17 protein-coding genes, 1 tRNA gene and 6 pseudogenes are annotated in these 14,445 nt (G+C 67.3%); 18 read left to right on the forward strand and 6 right to left on the reverse strand.

Annotation, left to right across the window (positions count from 1 at the left end; translation table 11 throughout):
• The first annotated feature begins 24 nt into the window (after nt 1–24).
• Complete coding sequence (locus ACHMWU_RS14555; RefSeq protein ID WP_396044734.1) at nt 25–324, forward strand: hypothetical protein; 300 nt, start codon at nt 25–27, stop codon at nt 322–324.
• On the opposite strand, the gene ACHMWU_RS14560 is transcribed toward ACHMWU_RS14555, so the two are convergent.
• The 4 genes and pseudogenes from ACHMWU_RS14560 to pepN all read right to left on the reverse strand — a co-directional run bounded on the left by ACHMWU_RS14560 (nt 305) and on the right by pepN (nt 4,827).
• Entirely contained in the window at nt 305–427 is a 123-nt protein-coding gene (locus tag ACHMWU_RS14560; protein WP_396044736.1) for a hypothetical protein, read from the reverse strand. The two genes, ACHMWU_RS14555 and ACHMWU_RS14560, sit on opposite strands and share 20 nt — an antisense overlap.
• Nucleotides 421–1,359, reverse strand: a complete 939-nt coding sequence (locus ACHMWU_RS14565; protein WP_396044738.1) for a glucosyl-3-phosphoglycerate synthase — start codon at nt 1,357–1,359, stop codon at nt 421–423. Before ACHMWU_RS14565 ends, ACHMWU_RS14560 begins: the two co-directional genes overlap by 7 nt.
• 22 nt (nt 1,360–1,381) lie before the next feature.
• Nucleotides 1,382–2,383, reverse strand: a pseudogene (gene folP / locus ACHMWU_RS14570) (dihydropteroate synthase).
• A pseudogene (gene pepN, locus ACHMWU_RS14575) lies at nt 2,280–4,827 on the reverse strand (aminopeptidase N). The pseudogenes folP and pepN overlap by 104 nt, the downstream one beginning before the upstream one ends.
• Nucleotides 4,828–4,899: 72 nt before the next feature.
• Here pepN and ACHMWU_RS14580 point away from each other — a divergent pair.
• The 16 genes and pseudogenes from ACHMWU_RS14580 to ACHMWU_RS14655 all read left to right on the forward strand — a co-directional run bounded on the left by ACHMWU_RS14580 (nt 4,900) and on the right by ACHMWU_RS14655 (nt 12,578).
• A complete protein-coding gene (locus ACHMWU_RS14580; protein WP_396044740.1) occupies nt 4,900–5,184 on the forward strand; it encodes a hypothetical protein in 285 nt (94 codons plus the stop codon).
• Nucleotides 5,184–5,798, forward strand: a complete 615-nt coding sequence (locus tag ACHMWU_RS14585; protein ID WP_396044742.1) for a YbdK family carboxylate-amine ligase — start codon at nt 5,184–5,186, stop codon at nt 5,796–5,798. The genes ACHMWU_RS14580 and ACHMWU_RS14585 overlap by 1 nt, the downstream gene beginning before the upstream one ends.
• On the forward strand, nt 5,783–6,049 hold the full coding sequence (locus ACHMWU_RS14590; RefSeq protein ID WP_396044744.1) for a hypothetical protein: 267 nt from the start codon (nt 5,783–5,785) through the stop codon (nt 6,047–6,049). Before ACHMWU_RS14585 ends, ACHMWU_RS14590 begins: the two co-directional genes overlap by 16 nt.
• 82 nt (nt 6,050–6,131) lie before the next feature.
• On the forward strand, nt 6,132–6,428 hold the full coding sequence (locus ACHMWU_RS14595; RefSeq protein ID WP_396044746.1) for a hypothetical protein: 297 nt from the start codon (nt 6,132–6,134) through the stop codon (nt 6,426–6,428).
• Nucleotides 6,352–6,669, forward strand: a complete 318-nt coding sequence (locus tag ACHMWU_RS14600; RefSeq protein WP_396044748.1) for a hypothetical protein — start codon at nt 6,352–6,354, stop codon at nt 6,667–6,669. The genes ACHMWU_RS14595 and ACHMWU_RS14600 overlap by 77 nt, the downstream gene beginning before the upstream one ends.
• A gap of 71 nt (nt 6,670–6,740) precedes the next feature.
• Nucleotides 6,741–7,202 (forward strand): alpha/beta hydrolase, encoded by a 462-nt coding sequence (locus ACHMWU_RS14605; RefSeq protein WP_396044750.1) that lies wholly within the window; start codon nt 6,741–6,743, stop codon nt 7,200–7,202.
• Between the two features lie 69 nt (nt 7,203–7,271).
• Nucleotides 7,272–7,628, forward strand: a complete 357-nt coding sequence (locus tag ACHMWU_RS14610; RefSeq protein ID WP_396044752.1) for an alpha/beta hydrolase fold domain-containing protein — start codon at nt 7,272–7,274, stop codon at nt 7,626–7,628.
• 16 nt (nt 7,629–7,644) lie between these two features.
• Entirely contained in the window at nt 7,645–7,962 is a 318-nt protein-coding gene (locus ACHMWU_RS14615; RefSeq protein ID WP_396044754.1) for a hypothetical protein, read from the forward strand.
• On the forward strand, nt 7,908–8,531 hold the full coding sequence (locus tag ACHMWU_RS14620) for a hypothetical protein (protein ID WP_396044756.1): 624 nt from the start codon (nt 7,908–7,910) through the stop codon (nt 8,529–8,531). The genes ACHMWU_RS14615 and ACHMWU_RS14620 overlap by 55 nt, the downstream gene beginning before the upstream one ends.
• Entirely contained in the window at nt 8,459–9,181 is a 723-nt protein-coding gene (locus tag ACHMWU_RS14625) for a CDP-glycerol glycerophosphotransferase family protein (protein WP_396044758.1), read from the forward strand. Before ACHMWU_RS14620 ends, ACHMWU_RS14625 begins: the two co-directional genes overlap by 73 nt.
• A gap of 33 nt (nt 9,182–9,214) precedes the next feature.
• Nucleotides 9,215–9,672: pseudogene (locus ACHMWU_RS14630) on the forward strand (ribose-5-phosphate isomerase).
• Nucleotides 9,665–10,471 (forward strand): annotated as a pseudogene (locus ACHMWU_RS14635) (Fpg/Nei family DNA glycosylase). The pseudogenes ACHMWU_RS14630 and ACHMWU_RS14635 overlap by 8 nt, the downstream one beginning before the upstream one ends.
• A gap of 53 nt (nt 10,472–10,524) precedes the next feature.
• Nucleotides 10,525–11,082, forward strand: a complete 558-nt coding sequence (locus tag ACHMWU_RS14640; protein ID WP_396044760.1) for a hypothetical protein — start codon at nt 10,525–10,527, stop codon at nt 11,080–11,082.
• Nucleotides 11,083–11,370: 288 nt separating this feature from the next.
• On the forward strand, nt 11,371–11,628 hold the full coding sequence (locus tag ACHMWU_RS14645) for a SpoIIE family protein phosphatase (RefSeq protein WP_396046772.1): 258 nt from the start codon (nt 11,371–11,373) through the stop codon (nt 11,626–11,628).
• Nucleotides 11,629–11,806: 178 nt separating this feature from the next.
• Nucleotides 11,807–12,229 (forward strand): annotated as a pseudogene (locus ACHMWU_RS14650) (LLM class flavin-dependent oxidoreductase); the annotation flags it as partial.
• A gap of 145 nt (nt 12,230–12,374) precedes the next feature.
• Nucleotides 12,375–12,578, forward strand: a complete 204-nt coding sequence (locus ACHMWU_RS14655; protein WP_396044762.1) for a hypothetical protein — start codon at nt 12,375–12,377, stop codon at nt 12,576–12,578.
• A 212-nt stretch (nt 12,579–12,790) separates the two neighbouring features.
• On the opposite strand, the gene ACHMWU_RS14660 is transcribed toward ACHMWU_RS14655, so the two are convergent.
• Together ACHMWU_RS14660 and ACHMWU_RS14665 are read right to left on the reverse strand one after the other, a co-directional pair.
• A tRNA-Gly gene (locus tag ACHMWU_RS14660) sits at nt 12,791–12,865 on the reverse strand.
• 59 nt (nt 12,866–12,924) lie between these two features.
• A complete protein-coding gene (locus ACHMWU_RS14665; RefSeq protein WP_396044764.1) occupies nt 12,925–13,533 on the reverse strand; it encodes a VanZ family protein in 609 nt (202 codons plus the stop codon).
• Between the two features lie 186 nt (nt 13,534–13,719).
• Between ACHMWU_RS14665 and pyrR the strand changes: the two are divergent.
• Nucleotides 13,720–14,301, forward strand: a pseudogene (gene pyrR / locus ACHMWU_RS14670) (bifunctional pyr operon transcriptional regulator/uracil phosphoribosyltransferase PyrR); the annotation flags it as partial.
• Between the last annotated feature and the right edge of the window lie 144 nt (nt 14,302–14,445).

The raw sequence follows: 14,445 nt of genomic DNA on the forward strand, positions 1-14,445 counted from the left end.
AGCATCGAGTGCGCGAGTGACTCCATGACGACGCCGTCGACGAGCGACAGGTCGGCGGCCAACAGGCCGAGTGCTGCGACGGTGGCGCGCGGCGCGACCGCCGCCTTCGACACGATGGCTGCCGCGACCAGCGGCGGATCAGGCACCGTGACGGTCATCGCGGCCAGCTCAGCCGGGACGAGGCCGGCATCATCGACCAAGGTCGTCGTCAGCTCGGCGAGCAGACCGGCGGCCTCGCGGGGCAAGGGGCGTCGAGCCAGTCCGACGAGGCCGATGCGATCGGGACGCCGCGCGACGAGTGCAGTCAGCCGTCGTGGTCGGTGATGCCGTCGAGGTCGAACACTGCGACGACGTCGTGGGGCGTGCCTGCGTCGTCGAACCGGACTGTGAGCTCGTCGCGGGTGAGCTCAAGCGGGTCGATCAGCACCGATTACCCCCGCGGACGTCGTCCATCGCAGGACGCTGACAAGTGATGGTGGAACGCTTCGACATCTGCATCGCGGTCCCGTTTCGTCGGAACACTACCGCGCTGTTCTCGACTTCTTGCGGATGTTGCGGGTCGATACGCAGGTCGAAGGCCGCTTGCACATGCTGCGTCATGGCACTCAGCGCTGCCAGATCTTGGTGCCGGTGCAGGCGCAGACCGAGGTCGACCTGTGCCATCGCGTCGAGGCCGTGGCGGCGCAGCACGTCGATCATCAGACCGATGTCGACGCCGTAGTCGGACACGTACGGCACCGCACGCAACGCCTCGACCCGGAACGCGCACTCGCCGGCCAGGGGCTGCACAAAGCCCGACAGGAGGGGAGCGCGGTCGAGGATCAGGGGGCGTGCCACGAGCTCGGTGACCCGGCCCCCGCCAGATGACCGCGACGGGCCGGACGACCAGGGGCGGTCGTAGAAGGCCTTGACGAACACGAGGTCGCGGTCGACGAGCAGCGGACCGAGCAGACCGATCACGAAGTCGGCGGTGAACTCCTGGACGTCGGCGTCGAGGTAGATGCCGATGTCGCCGGACATCACGGCCAGCGCCTTCCACATCGCCTCGCCCTTGCCGGGGCGGCTTCCGACCTCGGGGAGGATCTCGTCGACGTGGAACACCATGGCACCGGCCGCTCGCGCGATCTCGGACGTGTCGTCGTCGGAGTGCGAGTCGATCACGATGATCTCGTCGACCAGCCCGACGCGTTCGACCAGCTCGGTCCGCAGGGTCTTGATGATCGCGCCGATCGTGGCCGACTCGTTCTTGGCCGGGATCAGGATGCTGACCTTGGTCGATCCCTTGGCGGCGACCAGCGCCGTGGGATCGAACTGGTCCCACCGGTACGTGTGCGTGTCGAACCACCTGGAGGTCTGCACGAATGGATCGTCGTGCGACACGTCAGGCAAGGCCGCGCACCACTCGTGCAGGCGGCCGGTTGCCCTGGATGCTCGCGACCATCTCGAGGACACGCAGGGTCCCGGCGACGTCGTGGGCCCGGAAGATCGCCGCACCCTGGCTGGCAGCCAAGGCCGTCGCCGCGAGGGTGCCCTCGTGCCGCTGGTCGACGGGACGCCCCAACGTCTCGCCGATGAAGTCCTTGTTGGACAACGCCATCAGGACCGGCCAGCCCGTTGCGACGAGCTCGTCGGCGCGCCGCAGCAGCCTCGAGACCGTGCCACGTGTTCTTGCCGAAGTCGTGCGTCGGGTCGATCAGGATGCCTTCGCGGGGACACCCCGTTCGACGAGCGCGGTTGCCGCCTGGGTGGTCTGAGCGATGACGTCGCCGACGATGTCGTCGTAGTTGACCCGGTGCGGTCGGGTGCGTGGCACGGCGCCACCGGTGTGCGAGCAGACGAACCCGAGGCCGTACTCGGCTGCGACGTCACCAAGCCCGGCGTCGGCGCCGGCCCACGTGTCGTTGATGATGTCGGCGCCGGCCTCGGCGCACTGGCGGCCCACCTCGGCACGCCACGTGTCGATGCTGAGGACGGCGTCGGGAACTTCTTCGCGCACCGCAGCCAGGAAGGGCACCGTGCGACGGATCTCCTCGACGACGTCGACATCGTCACCGGGGCCGGCCTTGACGCCGCCGACATCGATGATGTCGGCGCCGTCGCCGATGGCCCGGCGGACCGCGTCACGGGCCGCCTCGTCGGCGTAGGTCGCCCCCTTGTCGAAGAACGAGTCGGGGGTGCGATTGACAATGGCCATCACGAGTGCGCGGTCACGGGTCGACCGACGTCCTCGGAACACGAGATCCACGGGCATGGTGCCCTCCTGCCTGACTCGGAGAAGCTCAGAACGCGGCTTGTGCCTTGAGCGCGCGGGCCAGGTCGTCGCGGCCCTCCGAGACGTATCGGACGGCGGCAGCGTTCGCCGACGTCGAGGCCAGCCACGCATCGACCTTGTCGAGCGCCGACTGCGAGGGATTGGCCAGCGGGAACAGGTGGATCAGCGCGACCTGCCCGATCCAGACGCCGAGGTCGTCGATGACGGTGTTGGCCATCTCGAGGTAGCGGTCGACGTAGGGCTCGAGGATGTCGGCCTGACCTGAGACCTGGAAGGCGACTGCTGTCTGGCGGCGGGTCTCGTTGGGGGTCGACGGATCGACGGCGACGACCTGCCACGCCTTCTCCTTGGCGTCGGCGTGGGGAACGGATCGTGCGTGCCGCAGCAACTCGTTCCTGGCCCGAGATCGTGTTGTCGCGCTCGAGCCTCGGCGGCGATCGCGGCCTCGTCGGCGTCATCGAGCCGGGCCAGCGCCGTGATGAGCGTCCAGCGCAGATCGGTGTCGATCGTCAGACCGTCGAGCGCGCCGTCGAGGATCTCTCGGATGCGGTCGGGGGAGGAGGCCGCCGAGGCGAAGGCCCGGACGAGGGCGAGCTGGTGATCGCTGCCAGGTTCGGCGGCGTCGACCAGCTCGCGCAGTCCCGACTCCCAGCGCTGCGCGAGTGCCGGCCGTGCAGCGTCGTTGGTGTAGTAGTGCACCGCTCCGCTGCCTTGACGCAGCAGCGAGCCGACTGCGGTCAGATCGGACTCGGATCCGACGCCGGCCAGCACCAAGGTCACGAAGTCAGCACCCGAGAGCTCGGCGTCGCGGGTCATGTCCCAGGCCGATCCCCAGCACAGTGCCCGCGGCAGCGACTCCTCGAACGTCGCGATGCTGTCGACCAGCGTCGCGAAGGAGCGCTCGTCGAGGCGGATCTTGGCGTACGTCAGGTCGTCGTCGTTGAGCAGGATCAGGTCAGGCTGCTGCTTGCCGATCAGCTCGGCGATGTCGGTCGATGCGCCCCGGATGTCGACCTCGACGCGGTGGGTGCGGACGAGCTTTCCAGGCCCTCCCGAGCCTCGTCGAAGCGTCCGCACGGTCGTAGAGGCCGATCGCGATGCGGTGACGGCGCAGCGTCGGGTAGGCCTCGATCGCGGTCTGCTGGACGGAGAACGAGGTGAAGGCGCCATCGGCGTCAGTCTCGAACTCAGCCCGCAGCGTGTTGACGCCCGACGTCTGGAGCCACTCCGCGGCCCCAGTCGCCGAGCTCGCGTCCCGATGCGGCCTCGAGCTCGACGAGCAGGTCCTTCAGCTCGGTGTTGCCGTAGGCGTGCTTGCCGAAGTAGGCACGCAGGCCGGCGAAGAAGTCCTTCTCGCCGACCCAGGCGACGAGCTTGCTTGAGCGCCGAGGCGCCCTTCGCGTACGTGATGCCGTCGAAGTTGGCCTCGACCGCATGGAGGTCGTAGTTGTCGGCTGCGATGGGGTGCGTCGACGGCAGCTGGTCCTGACGGTAGGCCCAGTTCTTGCGAGCGTTCGTGAAGCTCGTCCAGGAGTCCTTGAAACGGGTCGCGTTGGTCGAGGCGTGCGAGGCGGCGAACTCGGCGAAGGACTCGTTGAGCCACAGGTCGTCCCACCACTTCATCGTGACGAGATCGCCGAACCACATGTGTGCCATCTCGTGCAGGATCGTGTTGGCGCGGCTCTCGTACGCCGCGACGGTCTGTCGGCTGCGGAAGATCATCTCGTCACGGAACGTCACGGCGCCGGCATTCTCCATCGCACCCATGTTGTACTCGGGGACGAAGAGCTGGTCGTACTTGCCGAACGGGTAGCCCATCTCGAAGGCTCCCTCGAAGAACTCGAAGCCCTGCTTGGTGATCAAGAAGATGTCGTCGGCGTCGAGGTGCTCCACGACCGACTGGCGGCAGAAGATGCCGAGCGGGATCTCGTCGTACGCGCCCTGGTAGGAGTCAGTGACCGACACGTACTCGCCGGCCACGAGCGCCGTGATGTAGGTCGACATCTTCTTGGTCGGTGCGAAGTGCCAGGTGCTGGTGCCCTCGGCGGCGGGAACGGGTTCAGGCGTGGGGAGTTCGAGACGACGGCCCAGTGGGACGGAGCAGTGACGTGGAAGGTGAACACGGCCTTCAGGTCGGGCTGCTCGAACGTCGCGAACACGCGGCGGGCGTCGGGAACCTCGAACTGGGTGTACAGGTACACCCGCTGATCGGCTGGGTCGACGAAACGGTGCAGGCCCTCGCCGGAGCGGGAGTAGGCGCACGTCGCCTCGACGACCAGGGTGTTGGACTCCTGCAGGCCTGACAGCGCGATGCGGTTGTCGGCGTAGGCGTCGAGCGAGACGGCGGAGCCGTTGAGGCTGATCGACGTGATCTGCGCGTCGACGAGGTCGACGAACGTCGACGAGCCGGGGGTCGCCCCGAAGTCGATCGTCGTGACAGATCCGAAACGCGTCTCGGAGTCGAGGGTGAGGTCGAGCTGCACGTCGTAGGTCTCGGTAGAGACGATCGAGGCGCGCTCGCTGGCTTCTTCGCGGGTGAGATTCGTACCAGGCATGTCGCCATGCTTTCACGGTCCCGCACTTTGGTCGACGCGGGTGATCGCCGAAGACTCGGGCAGGATAGGGACATGACCATTGCCTTCGCGTCGTCCGCCCGTTCGACGGTCGGCATCGAATGGGAGCTGGCGCTGGTCGACTCCGACTCCGGCGACCTGCGGCAGGTGGCACAGACCGTGCTCGATGCCGTGCTGCCGCCAGGGCTCGACCAGCATCCTCACATCCGCCAAGCTGTTGCTCAACACCGTCGAGGTGGTCTCGGGTGTGTGCACGAGCGTCGCGGAGGCAGGCGCCGACCTGCAGCGGGCGATCGACGAGATCCGCACCGTCACCGATCCGCTTCGGGTCGACGCTGATGTGCGCCGGAACGCATCCGTTCGCCGCCTGGAACCACCAGAAGGTCACCGACAAGGAGCGCTATGCGACCTTGATCGACCGGACTCAGTGGTGGGGGCGCCAGATGCTGATCTACGGCGTGCACGTGCACGTCGGGATCGAGGATCGCGACAAGGTCCTGCCGATCAGCCGGGCGATGCTGACGGTCTACGGCCACCTGCAGGCGCTCAGCGCGTCGTCGCCGTTCTGGGGCGGCAACGAGACCGGCTACGCCTCCAACCGGGCACTGATGTTCCAGCAGCTGCCCACGGCCGGCCTGCCGTTCCAGTTCGAGGAGTGGAGCCAGCTGGAGCACTACGTCGACGACATGTTGCACACCGGTGTCATCGACTCGTTCGACGAGATTCGCTGGGACCTGCGTCCGTCGCCGAAGTTCGGCACCCTCGAGGTGCGGGTGTGCGACGGCATACCGTCGATGTCCGAGTCTGCTCAGCATCTCGGCGCTGACCCACTGCCTCGTCGAGTACTTCTCGACCGAGCTCGACGCGGGCCGCGAGCTTGCCGACGATCCCGCCGTGGTTCGCGCAGGAGAACAAGTGGCGCTCGGCCCGGTACGGCATGGACGCGATCTTGATCCTCGACAAGAACGCCGACGAAGACCTCGTCACGACCGATCTGCACCGGTGGCTCGACCGTCTTGCGCCGGTCGCCGAGCGGCTCGAGTGCGTCGACGAGCTGGCCGGGATCCACTCCATCATCGCCGGTGGTGCGTCCTACCAGCGTCAGCGCCGGGTCGCGGCGATCAACGCCGGTGAGCTCGATGCAGTGGTCGGATCCCTCGTCGAGGAAATGCGCGCGGGTCATCCGGTGTTGCACAGATCATGACCTCAACTGAACTCGCTGAGACCGAGACTGTCGACTTCTGGTCGACCCGCTGTGCCCGTTCGCCTGGATCACCTCCCGCTGGATGCTGGAGGTCGAGAAGGTGCGCGACGTCGAGACCCACTTCCACGTCATGAGCCTGTCGGTGCTCAACTCGGGCAAGGACGTGCCCGACGAGTACAAGGACATGATCGAGCGCGGTTGGGGGCCGGTCCGCATCGCGATCGCCGTCGAGCAGCAGCACGGGCCAGCAGCCGTCCGTGAGTTCTACACCGCGATCGGCACCCGTCACCACAACGAGGGGCGTGAGTTCGACACCTCGCTGTTCGAGGAGTCGCTGCGCTGCGGCCGGTCTTCCGGTCGAGCTCGCTGCGGCGGCTGACGACGCCTCGCTCGACGATGCCGTGCGTGCCTCGCACCAGGTCGGCATCGACAAGGTCGGCGAGGACGTCGGCACGCCCGTCATCGAGATCGCGGGCGTCGCCTTCTTCGGTCCGGTGCTGCAGAGCATCCCCAAGGGTGAGACAGCTGGCGTCGTCTTCGACGGTGCCCGGGCGCTGGCCTCGTTCCCTGACTTCTTCGAGCCGAAGCGCACCCGCAAGGGTGACCTCGACTTCAGCTGACGTCGCTTCGCCCCTTGGGCTTGTCGAGAGGAGCCCTTTCGACAACCCCAAGGGGCAACTAGCCTCGTGCCATGACACTTCACCCTCAGGCGCGGGCGCTGCTGGACACGCTGGTCGACGATGACGAGCCGTGGCCTCCAGAAGACCTGGTGGCGTTGCGCGCCGAGGCCAGGGCGGCAGCGTTGCAGGGCGAACGTATCGGCCTCGACTTCGTCATTGACGTCGACGCGGACGGCGTCCCGTGCCGGCTGTACCGCCCCAAGCAGGGGGCTCCGGCTGCGCTGTACGTCCATGGCGGTGGTTGGGCCATGCACGACCTCGAGACCCATGACGCGTTCTGCCGCTACCTCGCGCACCGGACGGGGTGGGCCTTGCTGGCCGTCGACTACCGTCTCGCGCCGGAGAACCCGTACCCGGCGCCGCTCGACGACGTCGCCACCGCGGCCAGCTGGCTGCGGCGCACGACCGGTCCCACCGGATCGACGCGTCGTTCCTGCCGGCCATCGCAGACTCGTCGGGCGCCAACCTGGTAGCCGGGCTGTGCGTGAGAGATCCGCAGGCTCTCGACTTCCAGGTCTTGATGTACCCGCCCGTCGACCGTCGTGCCGAGCTGTCGGCCGCTGGCCAATGCCACGCTGGACGGTGCGGGCATCGGACTGGTTCTGGAGCCCTACGCTCCCGGTGAGCTCGGCGACCACCCAGAGGTGTCGCCGGCGTGCGCCGACAACCTCGCCGAGCACCCGCCGGCCTTCATCCTGACCTGCGAGCACGACGTGCTGCGCGATCAGGCCGAGCTGTACGCCGCTCAGCTCGCCGCTGCGGGAGTCGAGGTCACGGCGCACCGCGCGCTGGGCATGGTGCACTCGTTCTGGAGGCAGCCCGACGTGTTCGACGCTTCGCGGTCTGCCGTGACGTTCGTGGGGGCGCTGCTCGATGCTCAGCGGGCCCGTGCGCGCTGACTGGCATACTGACGAGGTGACCAAGAACGTGCCGACGACCCCGCCGGCGGTCACCTCCACCTCCTTGCGCCGACCGCCCGTGCTGCAGTCGCTCGTCGTCCTGACCTTCGCGGTCCTTCTGGTGCTGGCGTTCGTCCTCGACCGGGGAGTCGTCGTGATTGGCGTGCTCGCGCTGCTCGGCACTGCGTCGGGATTCGACCCGACCAGGCAGAGAGCCCGCCGTGGTCGCACGGACTCCCCGGAGTGCCAGATGGTCCGAGCACCCCGAGCCCGATCCCGGTGTACGTCTACGGGGCCGTCAGCGTCCTCGCCGCCGCGGTCGCAGCCGTGCTGATCGCGATCGACGCGCAGCCCTGGACATTCGTGGTGCTGGCCGGTGTGGCTGCTGTGTCGTGGCTCGTGGGGGCTGACAGCGCGCTGCGCTACGCACGTCAGAGCCGCCGGGTCCAACGGGCTCTGGCGGCCTATGCGCCGACCACCGCGATGGGGTTCGCGGGCCGTTCGGGCGGGCCGTGGCAGCTGCGCATGTGGGAGCCGTACATCCTGCGGTCGGGCGAACGCAACGTCGTGATCAGCCTGCACGCCAAGTACGCCGCGATGATCCTCAAGGACGCCGATCTGTCGTCGCCGTACCTCCAGCTGGGCTCGCGCGGCTTCAAAGACCTCGACCAGCTGCTGGTGCCGTCGTTGAAGGCGGTCTTCTACGTGCAGAACGCCCGCTCCAACGCCGGGTTCATGGCGCACGACCGGTTGACGCACGTCTGGCTCAACCACGGCGACTCCGACAAGCCCGCCAACTTCAACCCGCGCCACGCCCACTACGACAAGCCGTGGTCTGCGGCCAGGCCGGGATCGACCGCTACGCACGGCACGGCATCCAGCGTCGACCCGACAAGTTCGTGATCCTGGGGCGCCCCCAGGCGTCGGGCGTTCGTTCGGTGACCGGCCCCATCGCCCGCAAGGATCCCAAGATCGTGCTGTACGCCCCGACGTGGCACGGTCTCGACGAGGCGGTCAACTTCTCGTCGCTCGAGCGCGGCCCGCGGATCGTGCAGGCGCTGATCGACCGGGGTGCCACCGTGATCTTCCGTCCGCACCCGTTGAGCTATCGCTGGCGCATCCGCAAGGCCGTCGTGCGGGACATCCAGGCGATCCTGCGGGCCGACAAGACGATCTCCGGTCGCCGGCATCGCTGGGCAAGAAGGTCGACAAGGTCTGGTCGGTGGCCGACTGCGCCGAACCAGTCGCATGCGTTGATCTCCGACGTCTCGTCCGTCGTCTCCGACTTCCTGCAGTCCCGCAAGCCGTACGCGATGGTCAGCATGCATGCCTCGGTCGACGACTTCCGGGCAGAGTTCTCGGTGGCCGAGACGGGGTACGTCCTGCTGGGCGACCTGTCCAACCTCGACGAGGTGCTCGACGACCTTCTGGTCGCCGATCCCTTGGCCGAGGCCCGCGCTGAGAGAAAACGTTATGTCCTCGGCGACTTCGACGGCGACGAGTCGGCCGAGGCATTTGCCGGGTTCGTCAGGAGCCTGGTCCGAGGCAGTTGACGACGCCGGTGAGGGGACTGAAAGAATTCGCTCATGCGCGTCCACATTGCAGCTGACCATGCCGGCTTCGAGCCAAGGCCCACCTCATCTCCTGGCTGACGGCCAACGGGTACGAGCCGGTCGATCACGGTGCGCACGCCTACGATGCGCTCGACGACTACCCGCCGTTCTGCGTCGACGCCGCTGCTGCGGCCGTGGCAGAGCCGGGCTCGCTGGGTGTCGTGATCGGCGGATCGGGCAATGGCGAGCAGATCGCCGCCAACAAGGTCACCGGCGCCCGCGCCGCCCTGGCCTGGAGCACCGAGACTGCCTCGCTGGCTCGTCAGCACAACAACGCCCAGATCGTCGCGGTCGGTGCGCGCATGCACACCGCCGACGAGGCCACCGCGATCGTCGAGGCCTTCTTGACCACGCCGTGGAGCGACGAGGCCAGGCACCAGCGCCGGATCGACATGCTGCTGTCGTACGAGACGACCGGCAAGTTTGCCTGAAGGCCACACGCTCCACCGGCTCGCCGGTGACCTGAGCGACACGTTCGCAGCTCGACGGGTCGCCTTGTCGAGCCCGCAGGGCCGTTTCGCTGCCGAGTCGGCACGGCTTGACGGGCGAGTCCTGGAGACTGCGGAGGCGTGGGGCAAGCACCTGTTCGTCTCGTTCGCCGACGTGCCCGATCAGGTCCACGTGCACCTGGGGCTCTACGGGACGTTCGCGATCTCACCGGGTGTTGGACGCCCGGTCGTCGGCCAGGTCAGGTGGCGCCTCGAGTCGGACCACACGGCTGATCTACGCGGGCCCAGCGCTTGCGGAGCTGTTTGGCACCCCCAGAGGTCGAGGCCATCATGACCAGGCTCGGACCCGACCCGCTGCGCGCCGACGCCGATCCGGAGCGGGCGTGGTCGCGGATCCCACCGCTCGTCCGCTCCGATTGCGACCCTGCTGATGGATCAGTCGGTCCTGGCCGGCGTCGGCAACGTGTACCGCGCCGAGGTGCTGTTCCGGCAGCACGTCGCTCCGATGACGGCCGGGCGACGCATCTCGAAGGTGCGGTGGAACGCGATCTGGTCCGACCTGGTCGACCTGATGCAGGTCGGCGTCGAACGCGGTCGCATCGACACGGTGCGTCCAGAACATGAGCCCGACGCGATGGGTCGTGAGCCGCGCGCCGACGACCACGGGGGAGAGGTCTACGTCTACCGCCGAGACGGGCAGGGTTGCCTGGTCTGCGGCACCGCTGTCCGGCGCAGAGTTGTCGCCGCCAGAAACCTGTTTTGGTGCCCGACATGCCAGTAACGCCGATAGGGTTTCCCAGGTGATGCCTAAGCTTCCGACGATTGCTTCCGAGCGTGGCCGGGTATCTGGACGACCGCATCGTGCGGTGGCGCACGGGGACGACAGAAGGACAGGTCGCGGTCCTCGCAGCATTGAACATCTTGACCTTGCTGCTGCTGGCCGGGTCGATCGTGAACTACGACGTCGTGCCTGCTGCGGCATTCGTGATCCCGCTGCTGCTGGGCACCATGGCGCTGCGTTATCGGCCGCTGCTCCTCCTGGTGCTCTTCATCTTCGTGTGCGTCGCGATCACGGTCACCCACGCCTACCTGGAGGCAACCGGCCACGGCGAGCCGGGCATCACGGGCGGCCGGGTCAGCACGCTGCTGGTCATGGTCCTGGTGGCGGCGATCGTCCTGTACGAGTCCAGCCGCCATCGAAGCGGTCTTCCCGGACCGCTCGGTGAGGCGATGCTGGTCGACCTGCGCGACGAGCTGCAGGCTCAGGGCGTCGTGCCGCCACTGCCCGAGGGGTGGCGCTCGCAGTCGGCCATGGCGTCGGCCGGGGGCACGAGTTCGCCGGCGACTTCCTGGTGGCGAACCTGTCGGACGACCAGACCCAGCTCGAGATGATCTTGGTCGACGTGTGCGGCAAGGGCGTGGCCGCCGGAACCCGAGTCGCTCCAGTTCGCAGGGGCGCTGGGTGGACTGATCGGTGCGTTGCCTCCGATCGGTCTGTTCTCGGCAGGCAACGACTTCTTGCTGCGCCAGAACTGGACGAGGGCTTCGCGACGGCAGTACACGTCCTGGTCGACCTGACGACCGGCGAGTACGCCATCATCAATGCCGGTATCCGCCTGCGTTGCGCTGGGATGCGCGCCGTGAGGTCTGGGACATTCGACGGGGCGCGGGGCACCCGCGCTGGGCATCACGAAGCGCCCCGACTTCCAGCAGACCACGGGCCGTCTCGAGGTCGGCGACGCGTTGATGTTCTACACCGACGGGGTCGTCGAGTCGCGCACCCAGGACTTCACGAGTGGTATCGAATGGCTCCGCGAGAGCGCGGCTCATGTCGTCGCGAGCGGATTCGATCAGGCCCCGCGCCGGGTGCTCAACCTGGTCACGTCAGGAGACGACGACCGTGCGGTGCTGATCCTCAGCCGGGTGCACGAACGCTGAGGAAGTTTTCGACCTATGCAACTGGTTGCGCAATAAGTGTGGCAATCTGTGGGGAGTCAACACTTCACAGGAGGTCACGAATGAAGCTGGGTCTTTCTCTCGGATACTGGTCGGCCGGCCCGCCCCCCGGCATGGCAGAGCTGGTCCGCACCGCCGATGATCTCGGCTTCGACTCGATGTGGACGGCCAGGCGTACGGCTCGGATGCCCTGACGCCGCTGACCTGGTACGGCGCGACGACGCAGAACCTCAAGCTCGGGACGGCGATCGCCCAGATGTCTGCCCGCACGCCGGTCGCCACGGCGATGGCAGCCATGACGCTCGATCACCTCAGCGGCGGTCGGGTCATGCTGGGCCTCGGCGCATCCGGCCCGCAGGTCGTCGAAGGCTGGTACGGCCAGCCGTACCCCAAGCCCTTGGCGCGCACCCGTGAGTACATCGCGATCATGCGGCAGACCATGGAACGCCAGAAGGTCGAGTTCGACGGCGAGTTCTTCCAGATCCCGTTCCAGGGCGGTGCCAATCTCGGCAAGCCGCTGCGCTCGACGATCCACCCGCTGCGCACCGACATCCCGATCCTGCTGGCAGCTGAGGGGCCGAAGAACGTCGCCCTGGCCGCCGAGATCGCTGACGGCTGGCTGCCGCTGTTCTACGCCCGACCGATGATGCGCACTACCGTGAGGCGCTCGGTGTGGGCTTCGCCAGGAAGGCGCCCGCAACACGATCGACAACTTCGAGGTGGCCTGCATGGTCAACGTCGAGGTCGACGACGACGTCAACGCGGCCGCCGATCGCATCCGTCCCATGATGGCGCTGTACATCGGTGGCATGGGGCCAAGGGTGCGACTTCCACAAGGCCGTGTTCGACCGCATGGGCTACGAGGAGCAGTGCGACAAGATCCAGGATCTTCTACCTGTCGGGCCGCAAGGCCGAGGCCGAGAAGGCAGTGACGCTGGAGATGGTCGCAGCTGATCTCGCTGATCGGACCGCGCGAGAAGATCGCCGAGGACATCGCGCCGTGGCACGACTCGCTCGTGACGACGATGATCGTCAACGGCTCGCCCGAGACGCTGAAGATGATGAAGGACCTGACGAGCTGAGGTCTGTGGCTGATGCTGGACATGACAGAAGGGCCCCTCGACGAGGGGCCCTTCTTGGTGGGAGCGGCACGACGAGACTCGAACTCGCAACATTCTGCTTGGAAGGCAGAGACTCTAGCCAATTGAGTTACGTCCGCAGGTGCTGCCGAAGCAGCGAGACCATCATGCCACAGGCCAATTCAGCGGCGCCAACCGGTCAAGGGGAGTCAGGGTCGGTCTCTGCAATTGCAGAGACCGCGAGCTGATCGTCCCACGGGACCTCTGTCCAGCGTGCGGCGTCGGCCAGTCGGCGAGCAGCCGGCAGGCGGAGGCAAGCCCGGAAGAGGGCATATCCCACGACCGCGCCCAGGGAGTTGGCCAACAGGTCGTTGACGTCGGCGATGTGGCCGCCGTGACCTGTGACGGCGTTGACGAACTGGGCGGTCTCCATGGTCAGGCTGATCGCGAATCCGTAGAGCGCTACTCGCCTCGGGGTACGCGCCCGAGTGACGAGCGGCAGCAAGAAGCCGAGCGGCACGAAGACCAGGACGTTGCTGAGCATGTCGAACCACTCGGTGTCGACGAAGAGGGCGAGGTTGATCAGCGACGGCCACGACGGCCCAGAGGCAGGTGAGTCGATGAGGATCGGGAAGACGGTGTTCGCGATGATGCCAGCGCCATAGACGCACACCGCAGCGGCGACCACGACCCGAGGGATCGACCACGCGGCGCGGCGGTGCAGCCGCCACAGCATGGCGGCGAAGGCCAGTGCGGCGAGCGGGACGACGACCGGCAGCGCGGAGATCTCGTGTGGGGCGCTTGTCATTCAACGATCCTCAGGTATCGGGTCATCAGGCATGTCGAAGGGTGGGAAACCAAGCATCGCCAGGCAGTCGGAGTGCTCGAGGAGTGGGTGGGCCGCATCAGCGTGAGGGCGCTCACGCTGCTAGGCTCGGACTGTTCAACGACATCCTTTAACGGCCGTCCCGAGAGGCGGAGAAGGAGGTCAGTCATGGTCGCGCCTACGGACGCTTCACGTGCTGGCAATGCCCACGACGACATCGGCGACAATGCTCGCACGGTCCTCGACGATCAAGACATCTCCCGGGCTCTGACCCGCATCACGCACGAGATCCTCGAACGCAACCGCGACTCCGACGGACTGGTCCTCCTCGGCATCCCGACCCGCGGCGTCCATCTCGCCCGCCGGATCGCGCAGCGCATGTCCGAGGTCGAAGGACGCACGATCACCGCCGGGGCACTCGACGTCACGATGTACCGCGACGACCTGCGGCTCAAGCCGGCCCGCGCGCTGGAGCACACCGAGATTCCCGACGACATCGACGGCAAGGTCGTCGTGCTGATCGACGACGTGCTGTTCTCGGGCCGCACGATCCGCGCCGCGCTCGATGCCCTGGACGAGCTGGGCCGTCCCAAGGCCGTCCAGCTCGCCGTGCTGATCGACCGCGGTCACCGCGAGCTGCCGATCCGGGCCGATTTCGTGGGCAAGAACCTGCCGACGTCCCTGGCCGAACGGGTCAAGGTGACGCTGGTCGAGACAGACGAGGTCGACGCTGTCGCGATTCGAGGGGGAGCGGCATCAGCGAGCGCCAGCGAGCGAAAGACAGCGCAATCATGCCGTCGCTGCCTTGCTCCTTTTTCGAGAGGGCGACGGCATGATCAAGAACCTCCTGAGTGCGGGCGATCTCAACCGCGCCGATGCGATCCAGGTGCTCGA

This window comes from Aeromicrobium sp. UC242_57, from assembly GCF_044452305.1.
Taxonomy (GTDB): domain Bacteria; phylum Actinomycetota; class Actinomycetes; order Propionibacteriales; family Nocardioidaceae; genus Aeromicrobium.